6 protein-coding genes and 1 pseudogene are annotated in these 20,735 nt (G+C 53.6%); 3 read left to right on the top strand and 4 right to left on the bottom strand.

What is annotated here, in order from left to right; genetic code table 11:
- Positions 1-151: 151 nt before the first annotated feature.
- From HV477_RS14105 to HV477_RS14095, 3 genes are all read right to left on the bottom strand, one after another.
- Positions 152-11,782, bottom strand: a complete 11,631-nt coding sequence (locus tag HV477_RS14105; RefSeq protein WP_175065138.1) for a hemagglutinin repeat-containing protein — start codon at positions 11,780-11,782, stop codon at positions 152-154.
- Complete coding sequence (locus tag HV477_RS29020) at positions 11,730-11,891, bottom strand: hypothetical protein (protein ID WP_375372875.1); 162 nt, start codon at positions 11,889-11,891, stop codon at positions 11,730-11,732. The genes HV477_RS14105 and HV477_RS29020 overlap by 53 nt, the downstream gene beginning before the upstream one ends.
- A 62-nt stretch (positions 11,892-11,953) precedes the next feature.
- Complete coding sequence (locus HV477_RS14095; RefSeq protein ID WP_175065136.1) at positions 11,954-13,600, bottom strand: ShlB/FhaC/HecB family hemolysin secretion/activation protein; 1,647 nt, start codon at positions 13,598-13,600, stop codon at positions 11,954-11,956.
- Between the two features lie 226 nt (positions 13,601-13,826).
- Here HV477_RS14095 and HV477_RS14090 point away from each other — a divergent pair.
- Positions 13,827-14,074 (top strand): annotated as a pseudogene (locus tag HV477_RS14090) (ATP-binding protein); the annotation flags it as partial.
- 181 nt (positions 14,075-14,255) lie between these two features.
- Positions 14,256-16,106, top strand: coding sequence for a DNA mismatch repair endonuclease MutL (mutL, locus tag HV477_RS14085; RefSeq protein ID WP_175065135.1), 1,851 nt, complete (start codon positions 14,256-14,258; stop codon positions 16,104-16,106).
- Between the two features lie 208 nt (positions 16,107-16,314).
- Here the strand turns inward: mutL and HV477_RS14080 are convergent, their stop codons facing one another.
- Positions 16,315-18,630: an FAD/NAD(P)-binding protein gene (locus HV477_RS14080; RefSeq protein WP_175065134.1), complete on the bottom strand. Its 2,316-nt coding sequence runs from the start codon at positions 18,628-18,630 to the stop codon at positions 16,315-16,317.
- Positions 18,631-19,203: 573 nt separating this feature from the next.
- Here HV477_RS14080 and HV477_RS14075 point away from each other — a divergent pair.
- Positions 19,204-20,703: a PTS transporter subunit EIIC gene (locus HV477_RS14075; protein ID WP_175065133.1), complete on the top strand. Its 1,500-nt coding sequence runs from the start codon at positions 19,204-19,206 to the stop codon at positions 20,701-20,703.
- Positions 20,704-20,735 lie beyond the last annotated feature (32 nt).

Here is a 20,735-nt window from a genome sequence, read left to right as displayed (position 1 = left end):
GTGTGGCATTTTTCTGTATATCTGACATTTTTATCACCCACTATTATTTAGTGGTGGATATTTTGTCCAGTATGTCAAAAGTTAGCCAGACGGTGCAGAGACGACGCTTACGATATAACTATAATGGAAAGGAATAAAATTAATAATTTCATTATCCTTTCCCATCTTTAGTTTTATCATTGATGACCTTTTGAAATCCAGCCCCTACCGTTTCTGATGAGACAGTAGATCCCATGTTACCTGTTGCTTCAGGAATCTTACTCGGCAACATTTCCTTAGAAATACCAAGTTGTCCTTTCTTTTCTGTATATTTCAGTAAGTCAGGATCAAATTTCGGATTCCAGCCACCAGTTATCCACTTACCAATTTTGTTCGTAACAGGCTTCACGACATAATTACCAACTCCATACCCAAGTCCGGCACCAGCACCATTTACTATAGCACCGGTCAAAGGATCATCTCCGTTTATGGCATTGGTTAATGCTCCACCTGCGGCATTCCAGGCTATTGTTCCTCTCACGCCTTGCCCCATGGTTATCACATTAATCCATCCGGCCGCAACAGAGTTAAGAGGATTTATTTCACTACCGCTAGCAAGTTGCGCTCCTGCATTTATTCCTGCACCAAGTACCCACATTGCCTGTGCGCTTCCTGGGAGCAGGGCTACGCTGCTGGTAGCTAATGCAGTTGCATAAGCTTTGTTCTCGGCCAGTCCCCGCTTGCAGGCTTCTCCGGAAGGATTATCATTACAGGAGAGAACATCCGCACCATGCTCCCTGGCTTTATCGGTCTGAAGCCACTCACTACCGCCGAGAAGGTTATTCTCAACCGCGTTCTTTCCTGCCTGCGCTCCCGCAATGGTTCCCGCCGCTGAATCTGACGCCAGCGAACCCGCAAGGGCTGCTGCTATTGTCGACATCCCGCTCAGTTGCTCACGTTCCGACTCGTTAAGCTCAGAAGGTGGTTTACCAAAATACAGTTTTGAGATGGTTATCGCCGCCACTTCACCGGTCACCGCCCCGACAGCGCCACCTGCAACCGGAGCCCCGTTCAGCTCCGCCACCACACCACCAATAATCGCATGACCCAGCAGACGGACTGCCATCTGTTCGTCTGACGGCGTCTCCCCGCCGGTCAGCAACTTCAGCCCTGTTGCCAGGTACGGTGCTGCCCCGTTTGCCAGTGCGGCCTTAATATCGCCTCCGGCAAGTCCGCTGAGTACAGCCACCGACGCCGTCACTGCCTGACGCATCGGGTCGCCCACCCGGGCATCGTTGTCCTTCAGGGCCCTGTTATAAAGATTCTGGTAAGCCCGCGCCGTTATCGCTTCCTCATCAGACGGTTTTTTCTCTGCTTTCAGCTCCTTTTCTGCCAGCGTTCTCGCATCCTGACGCGTGGCGGCATTCTGCATGTCCTCCGTGGCTTTTCGGGTGGCGTTGATGGCTTCATTCGTATTGTAAATATCCAGCACCTGGCTGCTGATATCGCTCACCATCTGCGCCTGCTGCAGCTGACGCTGTACCTTTTCTTTGTCAAATATTGGCGACAGGCCGTTTGCAGCATGCTCCGTATCCCGGCTGAGGGTGCTGATATCCTGCTTCTGGTCTGCAGTATTGCGGATGATGAGACTGCCATCACTGACAGCGGCATGTGTGGTACTGTTCTCATGCCCTGACTTGTTTACCCCGGACAGCGTGTTCGTTGCCATGTTGGTCAGTAACTGGCTGCCGACGGAACCGCCTGTACCGACAGACACGCCCTGGTGCTGCGCGGTAAAGTCTGCCTGGTTGTGGATATCACTGAAGCCCAGCGTACCGGTATCCAGCCGGTTTTTCGATTTATCGGCCGTACTGGCGATAACCGCTCCGTCCAGTTGCGTGTGCTGCCCGGTGCTGACATCAAAGCCTTCCTTCCCGGCAAACAGCCCCGTCTGATCCTTAACACTGTCGAAGTTACTGTGGATTTTATCCTGGCTGAGGCTGACGCTGGCTGAACCACTCATACTGCCGTATGTAAAACTGGCTCCGGCACTGGCACTCTGCTGTTTCGAATCGTAGTGGTCGCTGTCCTGCTCGCTCTGCAGGGTAAGGTTACGTTTCACATCCGCCGTAATCTTCTCGCCGCTGACCTGTGCGCCTTTCAGCGTGGCGTCCCGTCCCGCGTTCAGCGTGACGTGATTACCGGCATCAAGCGTGGTGTTTGTCCGGGTGAGGGTGGTGCCGTTTTCATGGCCCTTCGCTGTGTTGACACTGGCGGAGACGGTAATGCCGGTGTTCTGCCCGACGTTAATGCCGACACCCACGCTACCGCCGTGGCTGCTGTTTTTGCCACTCAGCGTTTCCGTGTTCAGCGCCGAGAGTAACTGAATGTCCCGTTGCGCGTCCAGGTAAATGTCATGCGCAGCCTTCGCCTGGCTGCCCTGAACCGTGATATCCCCGCCGTGACCCTGCCCGTCCCCGGTGGCGGCGATGTGAATATCATAACCCGCGTTCAGACTGCTGCCGGATACCGTATGCGACTGCGTCTTCTGCTCTGATTTCGATGACTGGCTGCCCAGCGAGGCCGTCACGCCAAAGGCCGCCGGCGCTGATTCTCCGCTTCCGGCCTGTTGTGCCGCCTGCTGTGCATTATTCAGCTCAAGTGCCTGTGCGGCCTGGATGCCGCTGAGCGCGGCTTTCACACCACCCAGTGCCTGCAGACGTCCGTCCTGAGTCTGCCGGGCCTGCTGCACGTTCTGTACCGTGGTATTCAGGGCAGCCCCCACGGCACCACTGAGTGCAACTGTGAGTCCGCTCTGATGACTCTCAAATTTTTGCAGGGTGGTCTGGCTGTTTTCTGCGGCATTGATGTTCACGTTCTGGCCGCTGAGGGAAATATCGCCTCCCGCCACCAGGTCGCTGCCGTGAATGGTGGTATCATGCCCGGCGCTGAGGGTGAGATTACCATACTGACTGCCCAGGGTACCCCCCAGTTGCGTTTCTCCCCGTCCCTCCATGGTGGATTTCTGCGAGCTGCTGCCAATGGTAAAGCCGATACCGCCTGAACTCATCAGGCCGGATTTTTTCTCTTTCTTCAGGTGAGATTCCTGGTGTGACTCCCCGGCGGTAGTGATATCGAGATTATTTCCCGCGACCAGACTGACATCCTGTGTCCCGGCAACATTACTGCCGTGGACGCTGATATTATTACCGGCCTGCAGGTTGACTGAGTCACCACTTAGCGTGGTACTGATGGCCTGGCGGTCATGTATTTCATCATGGGTTTCCGAGGTGGATTTTGACAGGACGCCACCACTGGACTGCCTGCTGTTTTCCGTGATGTCCCGGGTCGCTGTTCCCGTACCGAGGTGGATGTCCCTGCCCGCACCGACAGACAGTGCTTCTCCGGTAATAATGTCTGCCGCTGTGGCCCGGATATCGCGTCCGGCTGCCAGCGTCAGGTCACCCGACGTGGTCAGCCTGCTGCCGGTATCGGTCTGCCCGGACTGATGCAGGTACTCATGCCGGCCCCAGTCGTGGTTTTCTGTCCGGGCAGTGGTCAGCGTGTTCAGCTTCAGGTCCTGACCGGCCAGCAGGCGGGTGGTACCGCCTGCTCCTGTATTTTCCAGTTCACTGGCGGTCAGGGTGATGTTCCCCAGCGCCTGCAGAGCCATGCTGCCGCCAGGTTGTTGCACATAGATACCGGCGGTACGGTCTGTCCAGGTGTTGATGCCATCACCGCGAAGAGTGGTTTCACTGCTGATATCATGACCGGCGAGCAGGGAGAGGGCGCTGCCGGCGATAACCCGCCCCCCGGTATTGTTGATATCCTGGCGGGCCCGTAAATCCACCCTGTCACCCTGAATATCTCCGCGGTTATTCAGCGTCTGCCCAGTGACCTTCGTGACGTCCCGGCCGGTTATCAGGCCGCTGTTTGTCACGTTCCCGGGAGCGTTAATGGTCACGCTGCGTCCCGCCAGCAGGGCACCGTCTCCCGACAGGTCCCCGGGACGGGCTCTCACATAAAGCTGAGGAACCTGTACGGTCTGCTGTGCGCCATCCGGCAGGGTGACCGTTTCATTAACCAGCCAGACCATATCGCTGGTCAGCAGCGCCATCTGCTCCGGGCTGAGTGCAATACCCGGCGTCAGATGGTATTCCCGGGCAAATGTGATACCGCTGTTCATCAGCGCCCTGAACTGCTCAGCATCATTGCTGTAACCATACAGATAACGCTGGCCTGTCAGTGCAATGACCTGCTCGCGAACCAGCTTTTGCTCATAATAACCATCCCCGATACGCTTCATTATCCGGTCCGGGGAGGTCGACAGCGCCTGCTGCATATAGTCGGTACCCAGCCACTGTTTTTTCTGCGTGAAACGGGGGGCGGTTTCGATCAGCCAGTGTGAGGATGTTTCCGGGTGAACGGTGAACAGGCTGTTGTCCGGCAGGCGGATATCCGGTGTCATTAAGCGAATTTCTGTGTCGCCGTGTCCGTTCTCCGGAGGGAGCGTCAGGGTGAAATGCTGTCCTGCCGGCACGATGAGTGGACTGACGTTCTGTGCGTGTGTCAGTTCGCTGAATGCCATTTCCGGTGCCACAGCCGGCGGCACCGGGTCTGGTGCTGGCGACACTATGGCCAGTGCATTTCCGGTACCCGGAATATGACGGTCAGCAGATGTCAGAGAAGCCTCCGTTAAGGCCGGCAGGGATAATGACAACAACGGGTGAGCATCCGGTGCCAGATGAATATCTGCAGGCCCGGTGGACGAAACCGGAGTACCCACGGAGGCGGCGGTCAGACTGACTGCCGCAGACGGCCTTCCGGCCACTGGCGGAGGGTTTTCAGCCGATACGGTATCACCCTCATAACGCATCAGATGCAGGGGAAGCGTGGTGGTGGTCACAGACGTTTCGTAAGCACTGGTTTTGACTCTGCTGGGCTTCTTTTTGCCTGTTGTACGTTTTCCCGGTTTTTTATGGTGCCTGCTGCCGGAACCCGCCTGCGGGGTCCCCTGGTCTGTATCTGTCACACGTCGTTCACCCTGACTTTCCAGGTTACTGACGGCACCTGTTGCCGTCAGGTCGCCGCCCGCCACAATCCGGCTGTCCTGGTTTGTCAGTGTGTTGCCCAGCCAGGACAGGCCGGCACCGGACAGAATCTCTGCCGGGTCTTTGTGGATGACCTGCGTTTCTGCGGTCACCCGGTCGAAGTAAAACTCATAAAAGTCCTTTGAACCTCCTTCCGGGGTGGTCAGGTGGTGTTCCCGGGAACCGGTATCTGCCGTGATTCGCGGGTCATTTGCATCATAACGTGGTGTGCCACCGTTAAGCTGAAACTCATGGTGGTGCTCGCGGGAGACTTCCACCGGCTCCGGACTCAGCACCAGATGTATGTCACGGTTGTCCACATTCTGCATATGAAGGTTAAGGCTGCCGCCCGCTTCAATCTGCGCACTGTGGTTTTCAAGCTGTATGCCTTCGCCGGTGGCGTGGTTCAGACTGTCGGTGTGACCGCCAATGGACATATCGCCGCCGCTGTATATCAGCGCATGGTCAGTATTGCTGAGGGTACCGGCTCCGATGTCCAGACGTTCCCGCGCGGCGATAACCGGGGCGCTGTCCGCTGTTTTGTGGTTGTTAAGCGTGTCTGCCTGAAGTACCAGGTGGTCACCGTAAATACGTCCGGTACCGGTGTTGTTCAGTGTGACGGCAGTAACACGGGTCAGTCCTCCATCCACCAGGCCGGTATTGTTCAGCGTGTCACGGGCTGTGATATCCGTATTCTGTGCGCTGATGATTCCATCAGTCTGGTTGCTGATGTTCTGCGCCAGCAGCGTCAGTGTCTGCCCGGCAGTGATGTTTCCGCTGTTGTTTACATCCCGTGCGTCATCAATCTGCAGGTTACCGTCTGCGGACAGTGTGCCGGTATTATTCAGGGAGTCAGACAGCGCCAGACTGAGGCTGCCCTGTGACAACACCTGTCCCTTACCTTCCAGTGACGATGCCCGGAGTTGTCCCCTGGTGCCGGCAATCAGGGTACCGTTTTCGTTACTGACGGTAAGCGATGGGGTGGGGCTGTCATCATGGACATTCAGTTCTTCCACTGACGACACCAGGCCGCCGGTGTTGTCGAGTGCTGCATGAATATCGGCCTCAAGCAGAGTGGCAGCCCGTAGTGCCCCCTGAGAGTTATCAAGCCTGTCGGCATGAACTGTAACCTGTTGCGCTTCAGTACCCTTGTCAGACTGCCGGGTATTCCTGTTGACCAGGAGCGGAGCGGTAACATTCAGTGCCTGACCGCCGCGCAGAAGCCCGGACGTATTATCCAGACGTTGCGTCAGGGTGAGGGTGGCATTACCCGCACTTTGCATCTCCCCTGATGAGTTATCCAGTACGCCGCCCTGCAATGCCAGTGTTCCTGCTGAAAGCAGTTTCCCCATCGGGTTGTTGATTGTGCCGGTACCGGTATTCAGCATCAGCCCGGTTCCTCCCCGGACAGTCCCGGAGGCGTTGTCGAATGAACCACTGGTGATACGGGTATCCCCGGCGCTGCTGACAAGACCCTTCGTGTTTGTGAATGTTTGTCCGTGGGTGTCTGCAACCAGGTCCGCTGCAGACTGAAGGGTACCCTGCGTGTTTACCAGTGCCCGGCTGTCGAGAGTAAGTCCGCCATTTCCGGCAACCAGGCCGTTCTGGTTACTGACGGTTCCCGCTGTCAGGGACGCTTCGCCGCCGGCCGCAATGAAACCGGTCTGGTTATTCAGGTCACCCGCATTCAGCGTCATCGAAGCCAGTGAAACCAGACCGCCAGTGGTGCCGCTGTCGGTGTTTATCAGTGACTGCCCCTGCGTGTCAATCGTCAGCGTGTCATCCGCACGGATAAGTCCCCCGGAGTTTGTCAGCGTAAGGGAAGTGAGACTCAGTGAGTGACCGCTGGTGATACCGCCCCTGATATTCGAGATATTACCGGTATCCATTCTGACCAGCCCCTGACTGGTTACCAGCCCGTCCTGGTTATTCATCTCACCACTTTGCAGCACCAGGTCGCCTCCGCTACGGATATTCCCCTGGTCACTGTTATTCAGTAAGGCATTCTGCGTATCCAGCCAGAGATTACCTGCTGACTGGATGAGGCCGCCCGCATTCTGTGTTTCTCCTCCTTTCAGCGTCAGCGCGCCGTTAAGGCCGGCCAGCGTTCCGTTGCGGTTGTCAAGGCTGTGGAAAGAAACGGAAGTTGTCTGCCGGCTCAGTAACGTACCCGAGTGGTTGTCCAGTGTCCCCGTAGTGAGGGTGAGCTCCCCGGCGCTGAAGATACCGCCTTCTCTACCGCTGTCTGAATTTATCAGCGTCAGTCCGTGTGTGTCGGCTTCAAGATTACCCCCGGCCCGGATACGTCCGGCGTTGTTATCCAGTTTTCCTGTGTCAAGGTGTAATGAACCGGCGGCGTCCAGCCTGCCACCCTGATGGCTTAACGTTTCTTCGCCGGTACTGATGCTGACGTTCTGTCCGGCCAGTACCCCGTGGTCACCATCAAACCGGCCGCCAGTGATGTGAATGTCACCGCCGGCAATAATCCCGCCGGTCTTACCGCTGTCTTTATTGATTAAAGCATGATGATGCGTATCCAGCGTGAGCATACCGGCAGACTGCAACAGTCCCCGGAGATTGCTGACGGTATCTGATAACAGCGACAACGTCCGGTCAGACAGAATGTTGCCGTCTGAATTGTCGGTATCCTGTACGGTGAGACCGGCAGCCCCCGATGCCGCAATGGTTCCCCTGGCGTTATTCAGGCTTCCCCCATTCAGCGCCAGTTCCCCCCGGGAGAGAATGCCTCCGCTGTCTGCGGTATCCGCATTGATGATATGTTGCCCGTGCGTATCAATACTCAGTTTTTTGCCGGACTGGATGCGACCGCCGCTGTTGTCAATCTCACCACTGCTCAGCGTCAGCGCACCCTGACTGATGATACCGTCATCCTGTCCGTTGTTGACGCTGGTCAGAGCCTGACCGTGCGTATCAAGCGCCATATCCTGCGCCGACCAGATTAAACCTGACGAGTTGTCCAGCAGACCGCTGTCCAGCGTCAGGGAGCCACCGCTGCGGATACCGCCTGACGAACCGCTGGCGGTGTTATCGAGTCTGGCACCCTGAGTGTTCAGGGTGAGATTCGTGCCGGCCTGCAACAAACCAGCCTGGTTCAGGGTATTCTTCGCAAGTATGGACAGCATCCCTTCCCGGTTATCCAGTCCTGCAATGTTCACGCTGGTGTCAGCCCTGCCCGCAATATGACCGTGCTGATTATCGGTTTCGCCGGCGTTCAGCGTCAGCGTTCCGCCGCTGACAATCCCCCCGTTATCCGCGCTGTCCCGGTTAATCAGATGTTGCCCGTGAGTGTTTATTCCGAGAGAACCTCCGCCCACGATTTGACCGGCGGTGTTATCCAGTTCGCCACTGTTGAGCGTCAGTATGCCTTTACTGAACAGGGTTCCACCGGCGTTAACGAGCGGGTTGCCCTGCGTGTCTGCCAGCAGGTTGCTGCCGGACTGAACCCGGCCGCCATCGTTGCGTAACCCGGAAGTGTTCAGCATCAGGCTGCCGGTATGACTGGCAAGCAGCCCTCCCCGGTTATCCGTCTGACCGGCGGTGACTGTGGTTTCTGCCTGTCCGGCCAGGGTACCGTTCCGGTTGTCCAGTGCCCCGGTGTCAAGGGTGAGCCGGCCTCCGCCCAGAATGCCGCCATCACTCCCGCTGTCCTGGTTTATGAGGGCTGTGGCACCTGTGTTAATCAGAGTATCTTTCAGCGACCGGATAAGACCCCGGGTGTTATCCAGTTCACCACTTTCCAGCGTGATGTTTCCGCCGCTGAGTATACGGCTCCCGGTGTTGTTCAGTGTCTGGCGGTGGGTGTCAATATGAATATCATTCTGCGCCTGAACCAGGCCGCCGCCATTGTTCATGTCATTCACACTGAGGCTCAGACCACCGGACTGGCTGCCCAGAATACCGTTGCGGTTATCCGTACTTCCTGCCGTGATGCTGACATCATTCCTGCCGGTGAGAACTCCGCTGTGGTTATTCAGCGTTGCGGTGGTGAGTGTGAGGCGGCCACCACTGAGCATACCACCGTCATTCCCGCTGTTCTGATTGATGAACGCCGACGTACCGGTATTAACGGACATATCTCCGGCAGACTGAATGAGTCCGCCGGTATTATCGACATCCCCGCTGCTGATGGACAGGTTCCCCTGGCTTATGATACCGCCGTTACTGCCGCTGTGGGTGTTAACCAGCGTCCCCGGCGTGGTCAGCGTCAGTCCTGTACCACCGAATATTCGTCCCGAAACGCTGGTGAGACTGTGTGACGACAGGGTGAGCGCCTGCTGTGCGCCAAACGTTCCCCTGGCGTTATCCATTTCACCGGTCGTGGCGTTCAGCCAGCCATTGCTGCTCAGCCAGCCTGCGGTGTTATCCATTTTGCCCGTACGGAGCGTCAGGCTCCCCAGGCTGATGATGCCGGCTTTTCCGCTGTCACGGTTGGTCAGCGTCCCGCCCCGGGTATCCAGCATCATATCGTGGTCACTCTGCAGAAGCCCCCCGGAGTTATCCAGTCCGTGCACCGAAAGGTTCAGACTCCCGCCGGCGGCTATTGTCCCCTGGCTGCTGAGCACAGTACCGCGGTCAGACAATGTGATATTTTTCCCGGCCGTGACCACACCACCGGTGTTGTCCAGCCCGTCCGCAGAAAGTATGAGGTCGTTTCCGGCCTGAATTTTTCCCTGTGTACTGAGAAGGGCCTGACTGGTTATACCCATATCCGTCATTGCCGCAAGCCGGCCTTCTGTCCCGGTGAGTGAATCTGCCTGAATCCGCAGCGCTCCGGCAGAGAGAATACTGCCGCCGGTATAGTCCACCGCGCCGCTGACAGCCATGGTCAGCGTGCCTTTTCCGGTCTGGCGTAGTTCACCCTGTGAGATATCCAGCGAATCAGCCTGGAGTGACAACGAATCCGCAGTCAGGGACGCTCCGCCAAGCCCCGTATAATTACTGTTCAGCACCAGTTCACCATCGCTGCGGACAGCACTGTGTCCGCCGCTGAACGTGCCGGCATCAAGCCGGAAACGACCGCTTCCGCTATGGAGCAGGGTACTGCCTGTTGCATTCAGCACCGGTGTTGTGAACATCAGATTCCGGCTGCGGGTGGCAAGAGTACCGCCGTCAAGGTTCACTTCCCTGCTGATATTAAGCCGGAGGTCATCCGGCCCCGTCTGTATCAGTGTACCGCCGGTCGCAGACAGTACCGGGGTCTGAAACTGCAGCCCCCGGGCCTGCACACGGGCATTATCAGTGATGATGGCTGACGGCGAGGTGAGGGTCAGGGTATCATCCGCCTGAATCTGGCTGCCGGCAGCGCTGAGCTTTCCGGTCGTTGCCTTCACTGAAGTGTTACGTGCCACAGCGGTGGCGTTATCCAGGGCGACGGAAGCTCCCTGCAAAACGGCATTACCGGTGGCGCTGATGTTACCGTGGTCAGACAGTACGTCAGTAGCGGAGAGCGTCTGCTGACTGTTTCCTGTCCTGTTTCCGTGGCGGTCAGCCCCAGCAGCCAGCAGACTGTCGTGCCCGGCCTCAAGTGTTCCGGCGGCGAGGACCATGCCCCCTCCGGTCATCAGACTGCCATTGTGAGTTATCGTACCGGGGGTATGCACCCGGGCATTGTCCGCGGCATAAGTTTGCCCGTTGCTTTCCATACCGCTGCCGGCATCCATATGTATATCATGGTCTGCCGTGATATAGCCTGAAGCGGTATTGCGTATCTGCCCACTGGCTTTCACGCTGACGGTTTGTTGCGCTTTCAGCCGGCCCTGATTCACCACATCACCGTGCACGGAGGTGATATTCACCGCCCCGGATGCCGCGATACTGCCTTTATTTCGTATGGTGCCATCTGCGGTAAGGATAATGTCCCCGGGCATGGAGGCCGTGTCACCCTCCATATTGACACCCATACCTTTTTCAGTGCCAATAAAGGTGATTTTGTTCGCATACATTCCACCAAGCGCGGAAGAATCCAGGGCAAACGCTGGCTTTGCTGACCCATCATCCGCCTTTGCTGTAATGGCATCTGCAGAAACGGAACCATCCTCCCCGGTGAGGATGGTATTTGGTCCTGTCACGACGGTGAGTTCCCCCGCCTGGATTTCCGCGTTCAGCTTCACTGCCCGGGCGAAAATTTCGGTGGTGGTGGCATCCCGGGTATCCAGCCCTTTTCCCTGAATCACCACGTCTCCCCGGCTGACGTCATACCCGGCTATCCGGTTATTCTGCATCTGTACCTGGCCGGTGGTGAGCGTGGCTTTATTCGCATTGATAAATCCACAGCCGCTGCAGGTAATGCCGGAAGGGTTGGCTATCACCACCTGTGCGCGCTTTCCGGCCACCTCCACATAACCGTGAAGCAGACTGGGGTTACGGGAGTTCACCTCATTGACGATGACGCTTGCTTCACTGCGGGCCAGATGCGGGTTTCCGGTCACCCAGCCTCCCTGTTGGGTCTGAACGGGTTTGTGGGAATTGTTGAGAATGGCACCACGGTTATCGACATCAAACTGCGAATATTTATTTACGGATACCCCACCGGCTCCGGGCGTCTGGATATCAATCTGGGGCAGACCGTTTGCAGTGGTCAGTATATTGGGTTGCTGGTTTCCCGGGGCGGAGGTGTCACGGTGAATCACGCTCCGGGCGTCAACTGGCGCAGAAACCAGGCCTGAGGCCAGCAGAATGGCAAAAGATAACACCGACAGTGACAGTCCGGCGGGAACGGTGTCGGTGAATGAGGAAAACACGCCTCAGAGAACGACCGGCGACCGCAGCACGCCCGGCACGGGCAATATCAGGCACCACCATCATCATGGCCCTGACCTGACTGAAAATGACGCGGTAACGCAGCCTGTTCATTATATTTGTCCTTAATACCGCCAGCTAACGGAAAAACCTGTGGTTATCCGGCTGGTTTTAAAACCGTCCGGTCTGGACAGGGGACGCCCCATAAACAGGTCGTAACTTAAACCGGTTATCCCGGGGTTACCCCTCAGCCCCAGTACGCCACCGGCCAGATGGCGACCGGGCAGGTATTCCGCTCCGTGGCCGCTGACGGAACCATAATCCAGCCCCAGATACAGTGCCTGCTGTGGTACGGGGAGCTGCCAGACCAGCTCATTACGGGAATATCCGCCATTGTTCGCGCTCAGCGTCCGTTCACCGTCAAATCCCCGGACCGTCCAGCGGTTTCCGATGGAGAACTGATCCTGTGAAGCCAGAGGCGTTGAACTTATCTGGCGCAGATACTGTGTACTGAAATTAAAGGACTGTCCCTGGAACGTGAAAGGTATTGTCAGGCCGGCATTCCATGTGAGAATTTTGCCAAGCCCGGTGGCCTCGCCATACTCTTCTCCCGGAACCGGCTGTGCGCCAAACCAGCGGGTACCCCGTTGCCAGCTGATGCCCGCATCCAGGGTGGCGCTGCCGATGTAGTGACGGTGGGTGAATCCGATACGCCAGGCACTGGTGGTTGTGCGCTGTACGTCTGTTTCAGTGTCATTAATGTACTGGCGGCTTTCCCGGGTCAGTACGTCATAGCTGAGTGTGTCTTTCCAGGATTCGTTACGGTACAGCACCCGGCTGAGCTGCATGCCGAGGTTTTTCTGCGTGCCCCGATAACGGGTGTCAGCGTCAAATCCTGCCACAGTCTGGGTGTAATCGCTCTCTGAGGCACTGAAGCTCCAGAGCCAGTAACCGAACGGAATGGCGTAATAACCTGAAAGATTTTGTGAGTTTTTTCGACCAGCAAATTTCAGGTCGTGGGTACCGGAAATAAAGAAGGTATCGCTGAGAGACAGAGGATTATCCAGCCACAGCGTGGCGGTACCCTGGTACCGTCCGGTTTCCTGTTGTCCTGCGTCATCTATATCCAGGCCAATACGCCAGATACGGGACTGGTGACGCGTGATCACAATATCGCTTTCTCCGGGCATATTACCCGGTACAATTGCCAGTTCAGCCTCAACGGACGGTGGGCGCTGCAGGTTTTCCATACCCTGCTCAATATCACGTAAATCAAGCAAATGACCGTGACGTGCAGGCATGGCGTTCCAAAGATGAATGTAATCGCTGCTGCCGGGCGCCAGACGAACATCGCCGATCCGGCCCGGAACAATCTGCAGATGCAGGGTACCCTGCCTGAGATCCTGGCCGGGAACCAGTACCCGGCTGGTGACCCAGCCATATGAGCTCAGCCTGTCCTGCATCCTGCCAGCAAGTTGTGTAATCCCCCTTATTCCCAGGCAGTTACCACGGATCTGCCGGGTGAATGAAGAGAAAGGAACCCAGTGAGGAAAATTGTCACGGCCCTGTATATCAATATGTGTGAGAGGAAAACAGGGGGATTCAGCCGGAAATGTTAACGACGTGTTCTCATTTGTTTTCCCGGGAGCGAGACGGACATCAGGTGTGGCAGGGACAAGTTTTTCCAGCAGCGCTTTCTGCTGAGCCTGCTGATGCATCACTGACTGGCTGGTTGTCGCTTTTGCTGACAGACAAAACAGAGCTGATAACATAACAACTCCTGCATCCAGGCTTTTATATCGTATTTCCATATGTCATATTTACAGTCCCTTTACATTATTAACAGGCTATTCAATGCAGATTAATATTGTCAATGACTAAAAAATGATCAGGGGAAGGGGGGCGTTATCCGCTTTACATATGTGGCTTGTTGTGTAGACGATGCTGATGTTGAAGGGTAAAACATACGACATCTTTATACAGAACTCAGGTGAGAGCATGATGATTCATATACTGTCGCCGCAACTGGCCAATCAGATAGCGGCCTGGGAGGTGGTGGAGCGCCCAGCCTCCATTGTGAAGGAATTACTGGAAAACGCCATCGATGCCGGCGCCACCGACATCAGGATTGATGTGGAAAAAGGCGGCGTAAAAAATGTATCCGTGTCAGCGATAACGGCAGCGGCATCAGTAAAGATGAACTGATTCTGGCGCTGATGCGTCACGCCACCAGTAAGATATCCAGCCCTGAATTTTTGTAACAGATGCCCGGGAAATATGAACAGTCTGAAGCAGGCTGTATATATTCGTATCAGGCCGGGTACCGAACTCACAGAAAATAATAAGGAAATGTTACCGCTACAGCCATCATGATGGTGAGGTGTGTGGCATAGTAATCATCTGTATCTGCAGAGTGCAGGAGAAATCATGACGATTCATATTCTGTCGCCGCAACTGGCCAATCAGATAGCGGCCGGGGAGGTGGTAGAACGCCCGGCATCCATTGTGAAAGAGCTGCTGGAGAACGCCATCGATGCTGGTGCCAACGACATCAGGATTGATGTGGAAAAAGGTGGCGCAAAATGTATCCGTGTCAGCGATAACGGCAGCGGCATCAGTAAAGATGAACTGGCCCTGGCGCTGATGCGTCACGCCACCAGTAAGATATCCAGCCTGGAAGACCTGGAGGGGATAGCCAGTCTGGGGTTTCGCGGGGAAGCGCTGGCCAGTATCAGTTCCGTGTCGCGGCTGACGCTGACGTCCAGAACGGCGGAACAGGACGAAGGCTGGCAGGTGTACACGGAGGGAAGGGATATGTCCCCGGTGGTACAGCCGGCGTCTCATCCGCAGGGGACGACCGTTGAAGTGCTGGATTTGTTTTACAACACCCCGGCGCGACGTCGTTTTCTGAAAAGCGATAAAACAGAGTCCGGGCATACGGAAGATGTGGTGCGCCGGATGGCGCTGTCACGACCGGATGTGGGGTTCACCCTGACGCATAACGGTAAACGCCTGCTGCACTGTGCCGCAGGAAAATCCGGGGCATTGGCCGCATCGCGGCTGGCTGCTGTCTGTGGAAAGGACTTTGCTGACCGGGCGGTATACCTGGAGTGGCCGCACCACAGCATGCAGATGAGCGGCTGGGTGGTACCGCCTCAGCCGGACGGTAAGAGCTTTGATGTGCAGTATTTCTTTGTCAACGGCCGTGCGGTCAGGGACAGGGTGATAATGCATGCCGTGCGCCAGGCATACGGACATATACCGGATGGCGGTCAGCAGCTGGGTTATGTGCTGTACCTGGAGCTGGAAGCGGAACAGGTGGATGTGAATGTTCACCCGGCCAAACAGGAAGTGCGTTTCCATGAGAGTCGCCTGGTACATGATTTTATCTGTCAGGGCGTGCTGTCGGCGCTGAACCAGAATGAAGCAACCGGGCTGCTACTGGAAGAAACCGCCGCCCTGACGGTCACGGACTGGCTTCCCGACAACAGAAAGGCGGCGGGCGGGAACAGCTTTGCAGACCCTGGGTCACATTCGTCCGGAGGATCTGGTGGCGGTGGTCGGGGTGGATATCAGCCGGAGGGCTTTAACCGCCAGGCGGGAAGGGCATACCAGCAGTTGCTGCAGACGCCGGGGGCTACCCCATCACTGCCGCTACCGGAAGTCGCCAGAGTATCTGATAACCTCATGTTTCCGGGAACGGACTACCGGCTTCTGGCGCCCGTGAGACAGAAATATGCTCTGGCGACCAACGGGAGTGAAGTTTACCTCCTGTCGCTGAAAAGGGCGTGGCAGTACCTTCTGGAATGTCGGCTGTCTGCAGAAGGCGATAACAGACCGGTATCGCAGCCTCTGCTGATGCCGGTGAGACTGAAGCTGAACCGTGAAGAGCGGGACTTACTGCGACTGTGGCAGCCCTACCTTGAACAGTCTGGTATCCGGTTTACAGTGGATGGCTATGGCGTGGTGTTCAGCGGTGTACCAGCCATGATTCGGGAGCAGCCGCTGACATTACTGCTGGGGAAACTGGCGGAATGGCTGTCCCGGGAGAGTGAACCTGAAACAGCCCCTGAATCTGCCCGCGTCAGCCGGTGGCTGGCGGCGAACTGCGAATATACCGGAGTGAAGGATATGGCGGGCCTGACGGCGTTCTGCGGACAATTGCAGGGAGCCCCGGATGCCCTGATATCTGAAGATGGAAAACTGAAGCCCGGGCTGCTTATTCAGATACTGCTGGAAGAATATACAGGAATGCTGGAGCCGGAGTTGTCAGATTAACTGGCATCACCCGGATGAGTACCGTTCTCGCAGTGAGGACAAAAGAGGCGCTCCCCGGCAACGGTATGTAGGCGCGTTTTATCCGGCGAATAAGGGGCATAAGCGCTTCCGGAATGCGGATGGCGGGGAGTCTGCGGGGTGCGGGGCGGCAAAGAGCCCTGCTTAACATACTGTTGGGCAGGCTGGCTGACGACGGGATATATCAAAATCAAAAATTGCGTAACCCCAGTATAAATATGGAATAAACAGAAATTACGATAATGCTTATACAGGTTCCGCATGATATTGTCCGTGCCGAACGACCGGTTCCAAGATAATGAGTCTCCAGCACTATGATATTGGCTGCAGGAGGAAGAAAACAGAAAAGATACAGAGTGGCAGGATTATCTGTTAAGAGTGGTTGATGCCATAAATGAGCAATAAAAAGTAATAGTGTGATTATTAGTGAAATTACGAACGCTCTCTTGATAAAGAAAAGTATCTCCAGACGAAAATCTCTGGCGCTAAATTTTATTTTTGCCAGCCAAAGTCCCAGTATTCCCATTCCAAGAAAATTCAAAAGAAATTTTGCGAGGTCATAAACATAATCAAACCACAGAACTATCTGTTGTCTTAAGGGAATAAGAAGAATTCCGATAATGAGTGCCATTACGGGAGGGGTTTTTAAAATTTTTATGAGGCTGGATTTGTTACCTGACAACATGCCAGCTCCTGCTGAGTTTCCGATAATAGAACTGCCAACATATGCTGCAATAAAAATAATTGCGGCGTCATTACCGAATAATGCACTGGCTACTGGTAAACCTAACCACCCAATATTAAGATAAACGAAACAAAGAGTCATTACCGGGTCCTGGTTTGTATACTTCCCTATGGCTATCATGATTAACATAATTAATGCCGTGGCTGAAATTATACCGCCCATGTCACTGAATTGAGTGGATATATTGAACGTAATCACAACCGGGATGATAATTTTTGTTAATAATAATGAAACTGAAGATTTTAAATCCCATGACGTTTTGCCCAGTATCCATCCAATACACAGATAAACAAACGGAAGTAGAATAATCATATGATCCCCTTGACATTTTTTACGTATTCGGATGCCCACTGTCTGACCCAGATGCTCACAGCATTGAACGTTGAACCATAATGCATTTGTAGAAAATAAGCATCCCTTACTTAAGGGACCAATATTATAAAGTCCGTGAATATTATTGCCGTTAACTTTACATTGTAAAATTAACGGATCTATATTTATTCCTCCACATGGATGTGGATGGTTTTCAATAAGCTTATTAATTAGAAGGTTTTCAAGGAGAGTATTCCTCATTTTTTTTATGTTGTAGTTGCCGCCGGTCGCATCCCAGAAATAGTTCGATTTCAGGGTTCCTGATGAGGTTCTTATGCTGAATTTTTGGTCCTGATATACGGGAGGTGTTTGTATTTGGTGAAATTTTAATTTTTCATTAACTGATGCCTGAGATAATTCATAAAATACCTCATAAGGAACAGAGGGACGCCAGGTTGCCCAGAGAACACCGTATTTTGTTAAAAAATTTTGTTTTTGCTTTATTGTCATGACGCTCCATATTTTATGCATATAGGGTCGGGTTGAGACAAGAGTATCCTGACAGGGCAGGTTTCCTTTTTTAGCTCGTTCCAGAAGGAAATAAAAATATTCAGTGTGATTTCCTTTTTTTAGCAGTGATATTGCGATTTTGAATTCCCCGTTATTTCTTAAAAGGCAAAGCTCTTTATGTAAAAGACGAATGAAAACATCAAATGTATCTTCCGGATACTGGATGGCTGACAAAATATTTTTCCAGCTTAAACAGACAGGTGTATAATTCTCTTCTCTGGTCAGATATGTTGGGATAAATCCGTTGCGTGAACATAAGTGAGCACTGCTTCCTCCTTTATGGTGGATATAACGGAAGGCATCTATAGCAGTGAGACTGTTTCCTGCAATTATTATTTCATCATTAACAGACGGCAGATACTGTGAATAATGGTTTATAAAGCCAGGGGTACCGTTAAACTCCGGAAACGAATCTGCAGGAGGTGAACCAATACACATAACAACTTTATGAGCACTTACTGTATTTCCATTATCGTCTGTAATAATGAAGAACTCGTTTTTTCTGATTACGGATATCACGCTACCGGGAAACTCCGTAATCTGCAATATTTCATTTTCATTGATGTCTTTATATGTCTGGTGTATAAATTCTGAGTACAGAAGACGAGAGGGCCAGCGTTCCTGGCAACCGCATGTTGCCCGTAGCCAGTGTTCAAACCTTCCTGGCTCCATGGCAGATACTGACACCATGCTGGAAGGTGTATTAACTTTATCGATATTATGTGCATCGCCAAAAGCGTTACCGCTGGCGAAGGTGCATAAGGGGTTAAAAACAGCTATTTCAGGTTTTTTAAACCGTAAAGAATATACTTCGTCCTGAATCTGACTTAGCAAACTTACCCCGGTTGCACCAGGCTCTATAATAACGATGTCAAACATATGGTTTTATCATTTCCATCCTGCTGTAATAATGGTGGTTATAAATTTGTATCAGATTTATTTTAATAAAATTACATGGAAAAATCTATGAATTGTAGCAGGTAATTGTCAACATAAAGAGTGAGCCATAAATCTGATATTATATTTCTGCCGCTGATTTGCAGAATGATGCTGAAGAAGAATTAACATCAGAAAATTATATAAAAATCAGACTTCACAGTGTGGACAGAAGGAGGCTCTTCGGTATGTCGGTACGTTTTATCCGGCGAATAGCGAGCATGAACGTTACCGGAAGGTGAGGATACGTGCGTCAAAAAAGTGAATAAGTCAGGGAGCCGAATGGAACCTCATCTCCTTCCTCTTTGTTATGGAAGAATTGTAATATCTATTTGCCATACAAAGATAATGGGTAATACCGATCAGCTTCAAATATTCAACCTTTATTCTTTTATGAATATGCAATTTCAGTTGCAGGCGAAAAAATTTTGTTTCATGTTAGTATAACGTTCTACTATAACGTTATATCTATAAACATAACCCTTATATGGATGGGTTTTTATACAGGGGATCAGCATGAGTCTGATATCAGGTCTTGTTAAGTCGTTGTCTAAACTGTCTATGATTGGTCGCGCATTAATGTTGCCTATCTCATTACTGCCCGCAGCAGGTCTGCTACTGGCCTTTGGAGATAAATTTCATCTGCCATTAATGATGAATGCCGGAGGGGTGATATTCGATAATTTACCGATGCTTTTTGCCATTGGTTCAGCGGTGGGTCTGGCGTCGGAATCCGGTATCGCGGCGCTTTCGGCAGCGGTGTCGGTATTTGTCACCAATATCACCATTAGCACCGTGCTCGGGATAACGCCGGAGATGGCTTCTCAGGGCGGAAAATACGCCATGGTGGTGGGTATTCCAACCCTGCAGATGGGCGTGTTTGGTGGGCTTATCTGTGGGATCCTCGCCGCGTGGTGCTATAACCGCTTCCATGCCATGCAGTTGCCGGAGTTCCTCGGCTTCTTCTCCGGTAAACGTTTTGTCGCTATTGCTACCGCCATGTTGTCGTTCATCATGGGCCTGCTGTTGCCTTATATCTGGCAGCATATTCAGGCCGGTATCGATGCGCTTTCTGTTGTGGTCAATGGTGATAACCAGGCGGCTTCAACCTTTATTTTCGGCCTGGTGGAACGTGCGCTCATCCCGCTCGGTCTGCATCATATCTGGTATCCGTCGTTCTGGTACTCCTTCGGCGACTACACCACCCATGCGGGTCAGGTTATCCACGGTGATCAGACTATCTGGTTCAAAATGCTGGAAGAAGGCGTTAAATCCTTCAGCAGCGATACTTATCAGAACGCCGGTAAGTTCATGCAGGGGGAATTCCCGCTGATGCTGTTCGCCCTTCCGGCTGCGTGTCTGGCGATGTATCACGAAGCACACAGCAAAAACAAAAAGATTGCCGCCGGTATTCTGTTCTCCGCGGCGCTGACCTGCTTTTTAACCGGGATAACCGAGCCGGTGGAGTTTACCTTCATCTTTGTCGCTCCTGTCCTTTACGTCTTTAATGCCATCATGGCCGGTCTGGCGTATATGACCATGTACCTGCTGCATGCACATATCGCCAAGTCGTTCTCTGCCGGATTCATCGATTACCTGTCGTTCGGGATCCTGCCGTCGTTCAACGGCTATCAGACCAATTTCCTTAGCGCGGTGATTATCGGGATCCCGATGGCGCTTTTCTACTACTTCACCTTCCGCTACGTGATCCGCCGTTTCGACGTGAAAACACCGGGCCGTACCGACGTGACCACCACCGCCGAAGGGAAAACCGATACTGAAATCGCCACGGAAATTATTGGCCTGCTGGGCGGTGCGAAGAATATTGACTCCGTTGCTTCCTGCATTACCCGCCTGCGTCTTGAGGTGACAAAGGGAGATCTGGTCGATAAAGACGGGCTGAACGCAGTTGGAGCACGCGGCGTCGTCTTCGTCGGTGACAGGGGAATTCAGGTTATATTTGGTGCGCGTGCACAATTTATCGCACAAACCATGTCGACAATGATCGGTAAATAGTCAGAATAGGCTTAACGTCTCCTGATCCGGCG

Source organism: Salmonella sp. SG203, from assembly GCF_013350575.1.
In the GTDB taxonomy this organism is placed as follows: domain Bacteria; phylum Pseudomonadota; class Gammaproteobacteria; order Enterobacterales; family Enterobacteriaceae; genus Salmonella; species Salmonella enterica.
Note: the sequence above shows the minus strand (reverse complement) of the source record. Positions and strands in the feature narration are given on the sequence as shown.

Excerpts from the sequence above, each read along its gene's own strand:
- HV477_RS14075 (WP_175065133.1), top strand. The coding sequence starts at position 19,204 with ATGAGTCTGATATCAGGTCTTGTTAAGTCGTTGTCTAAACTGTCTATG.
- mutL (WP_175065135.1), top strand. The coding sequence starts at position 14,256 with ATGACGATTCATATTCTGTCGCCGCAACTGGCCAATCAGATAGCGGCC.
- HV477_RS14095 (WP_175065136.1), bottom strand. The coding sequence starts at position 13,600 with ATGTTATCAGCTCTGTTTTGTCTGTCAGCAAAAGCGACAACCAGCCAG.
- HV477_RS29020 (WP_375372875.1), bottom strand. The coding sequence starts at position 11,891 with ATGGTGGTGCCTGATATTGCCCGTGCCGGGCGTGCTGCGGTCGCCGGT.
- HV477_RS14080 (WP_175065134.1), bottom strand. The coding sequence starts at position 18,630 with ATGTTTGACATCGTTATTATAGAGCCTGGTGCAACCGGGGTAAGTTTG.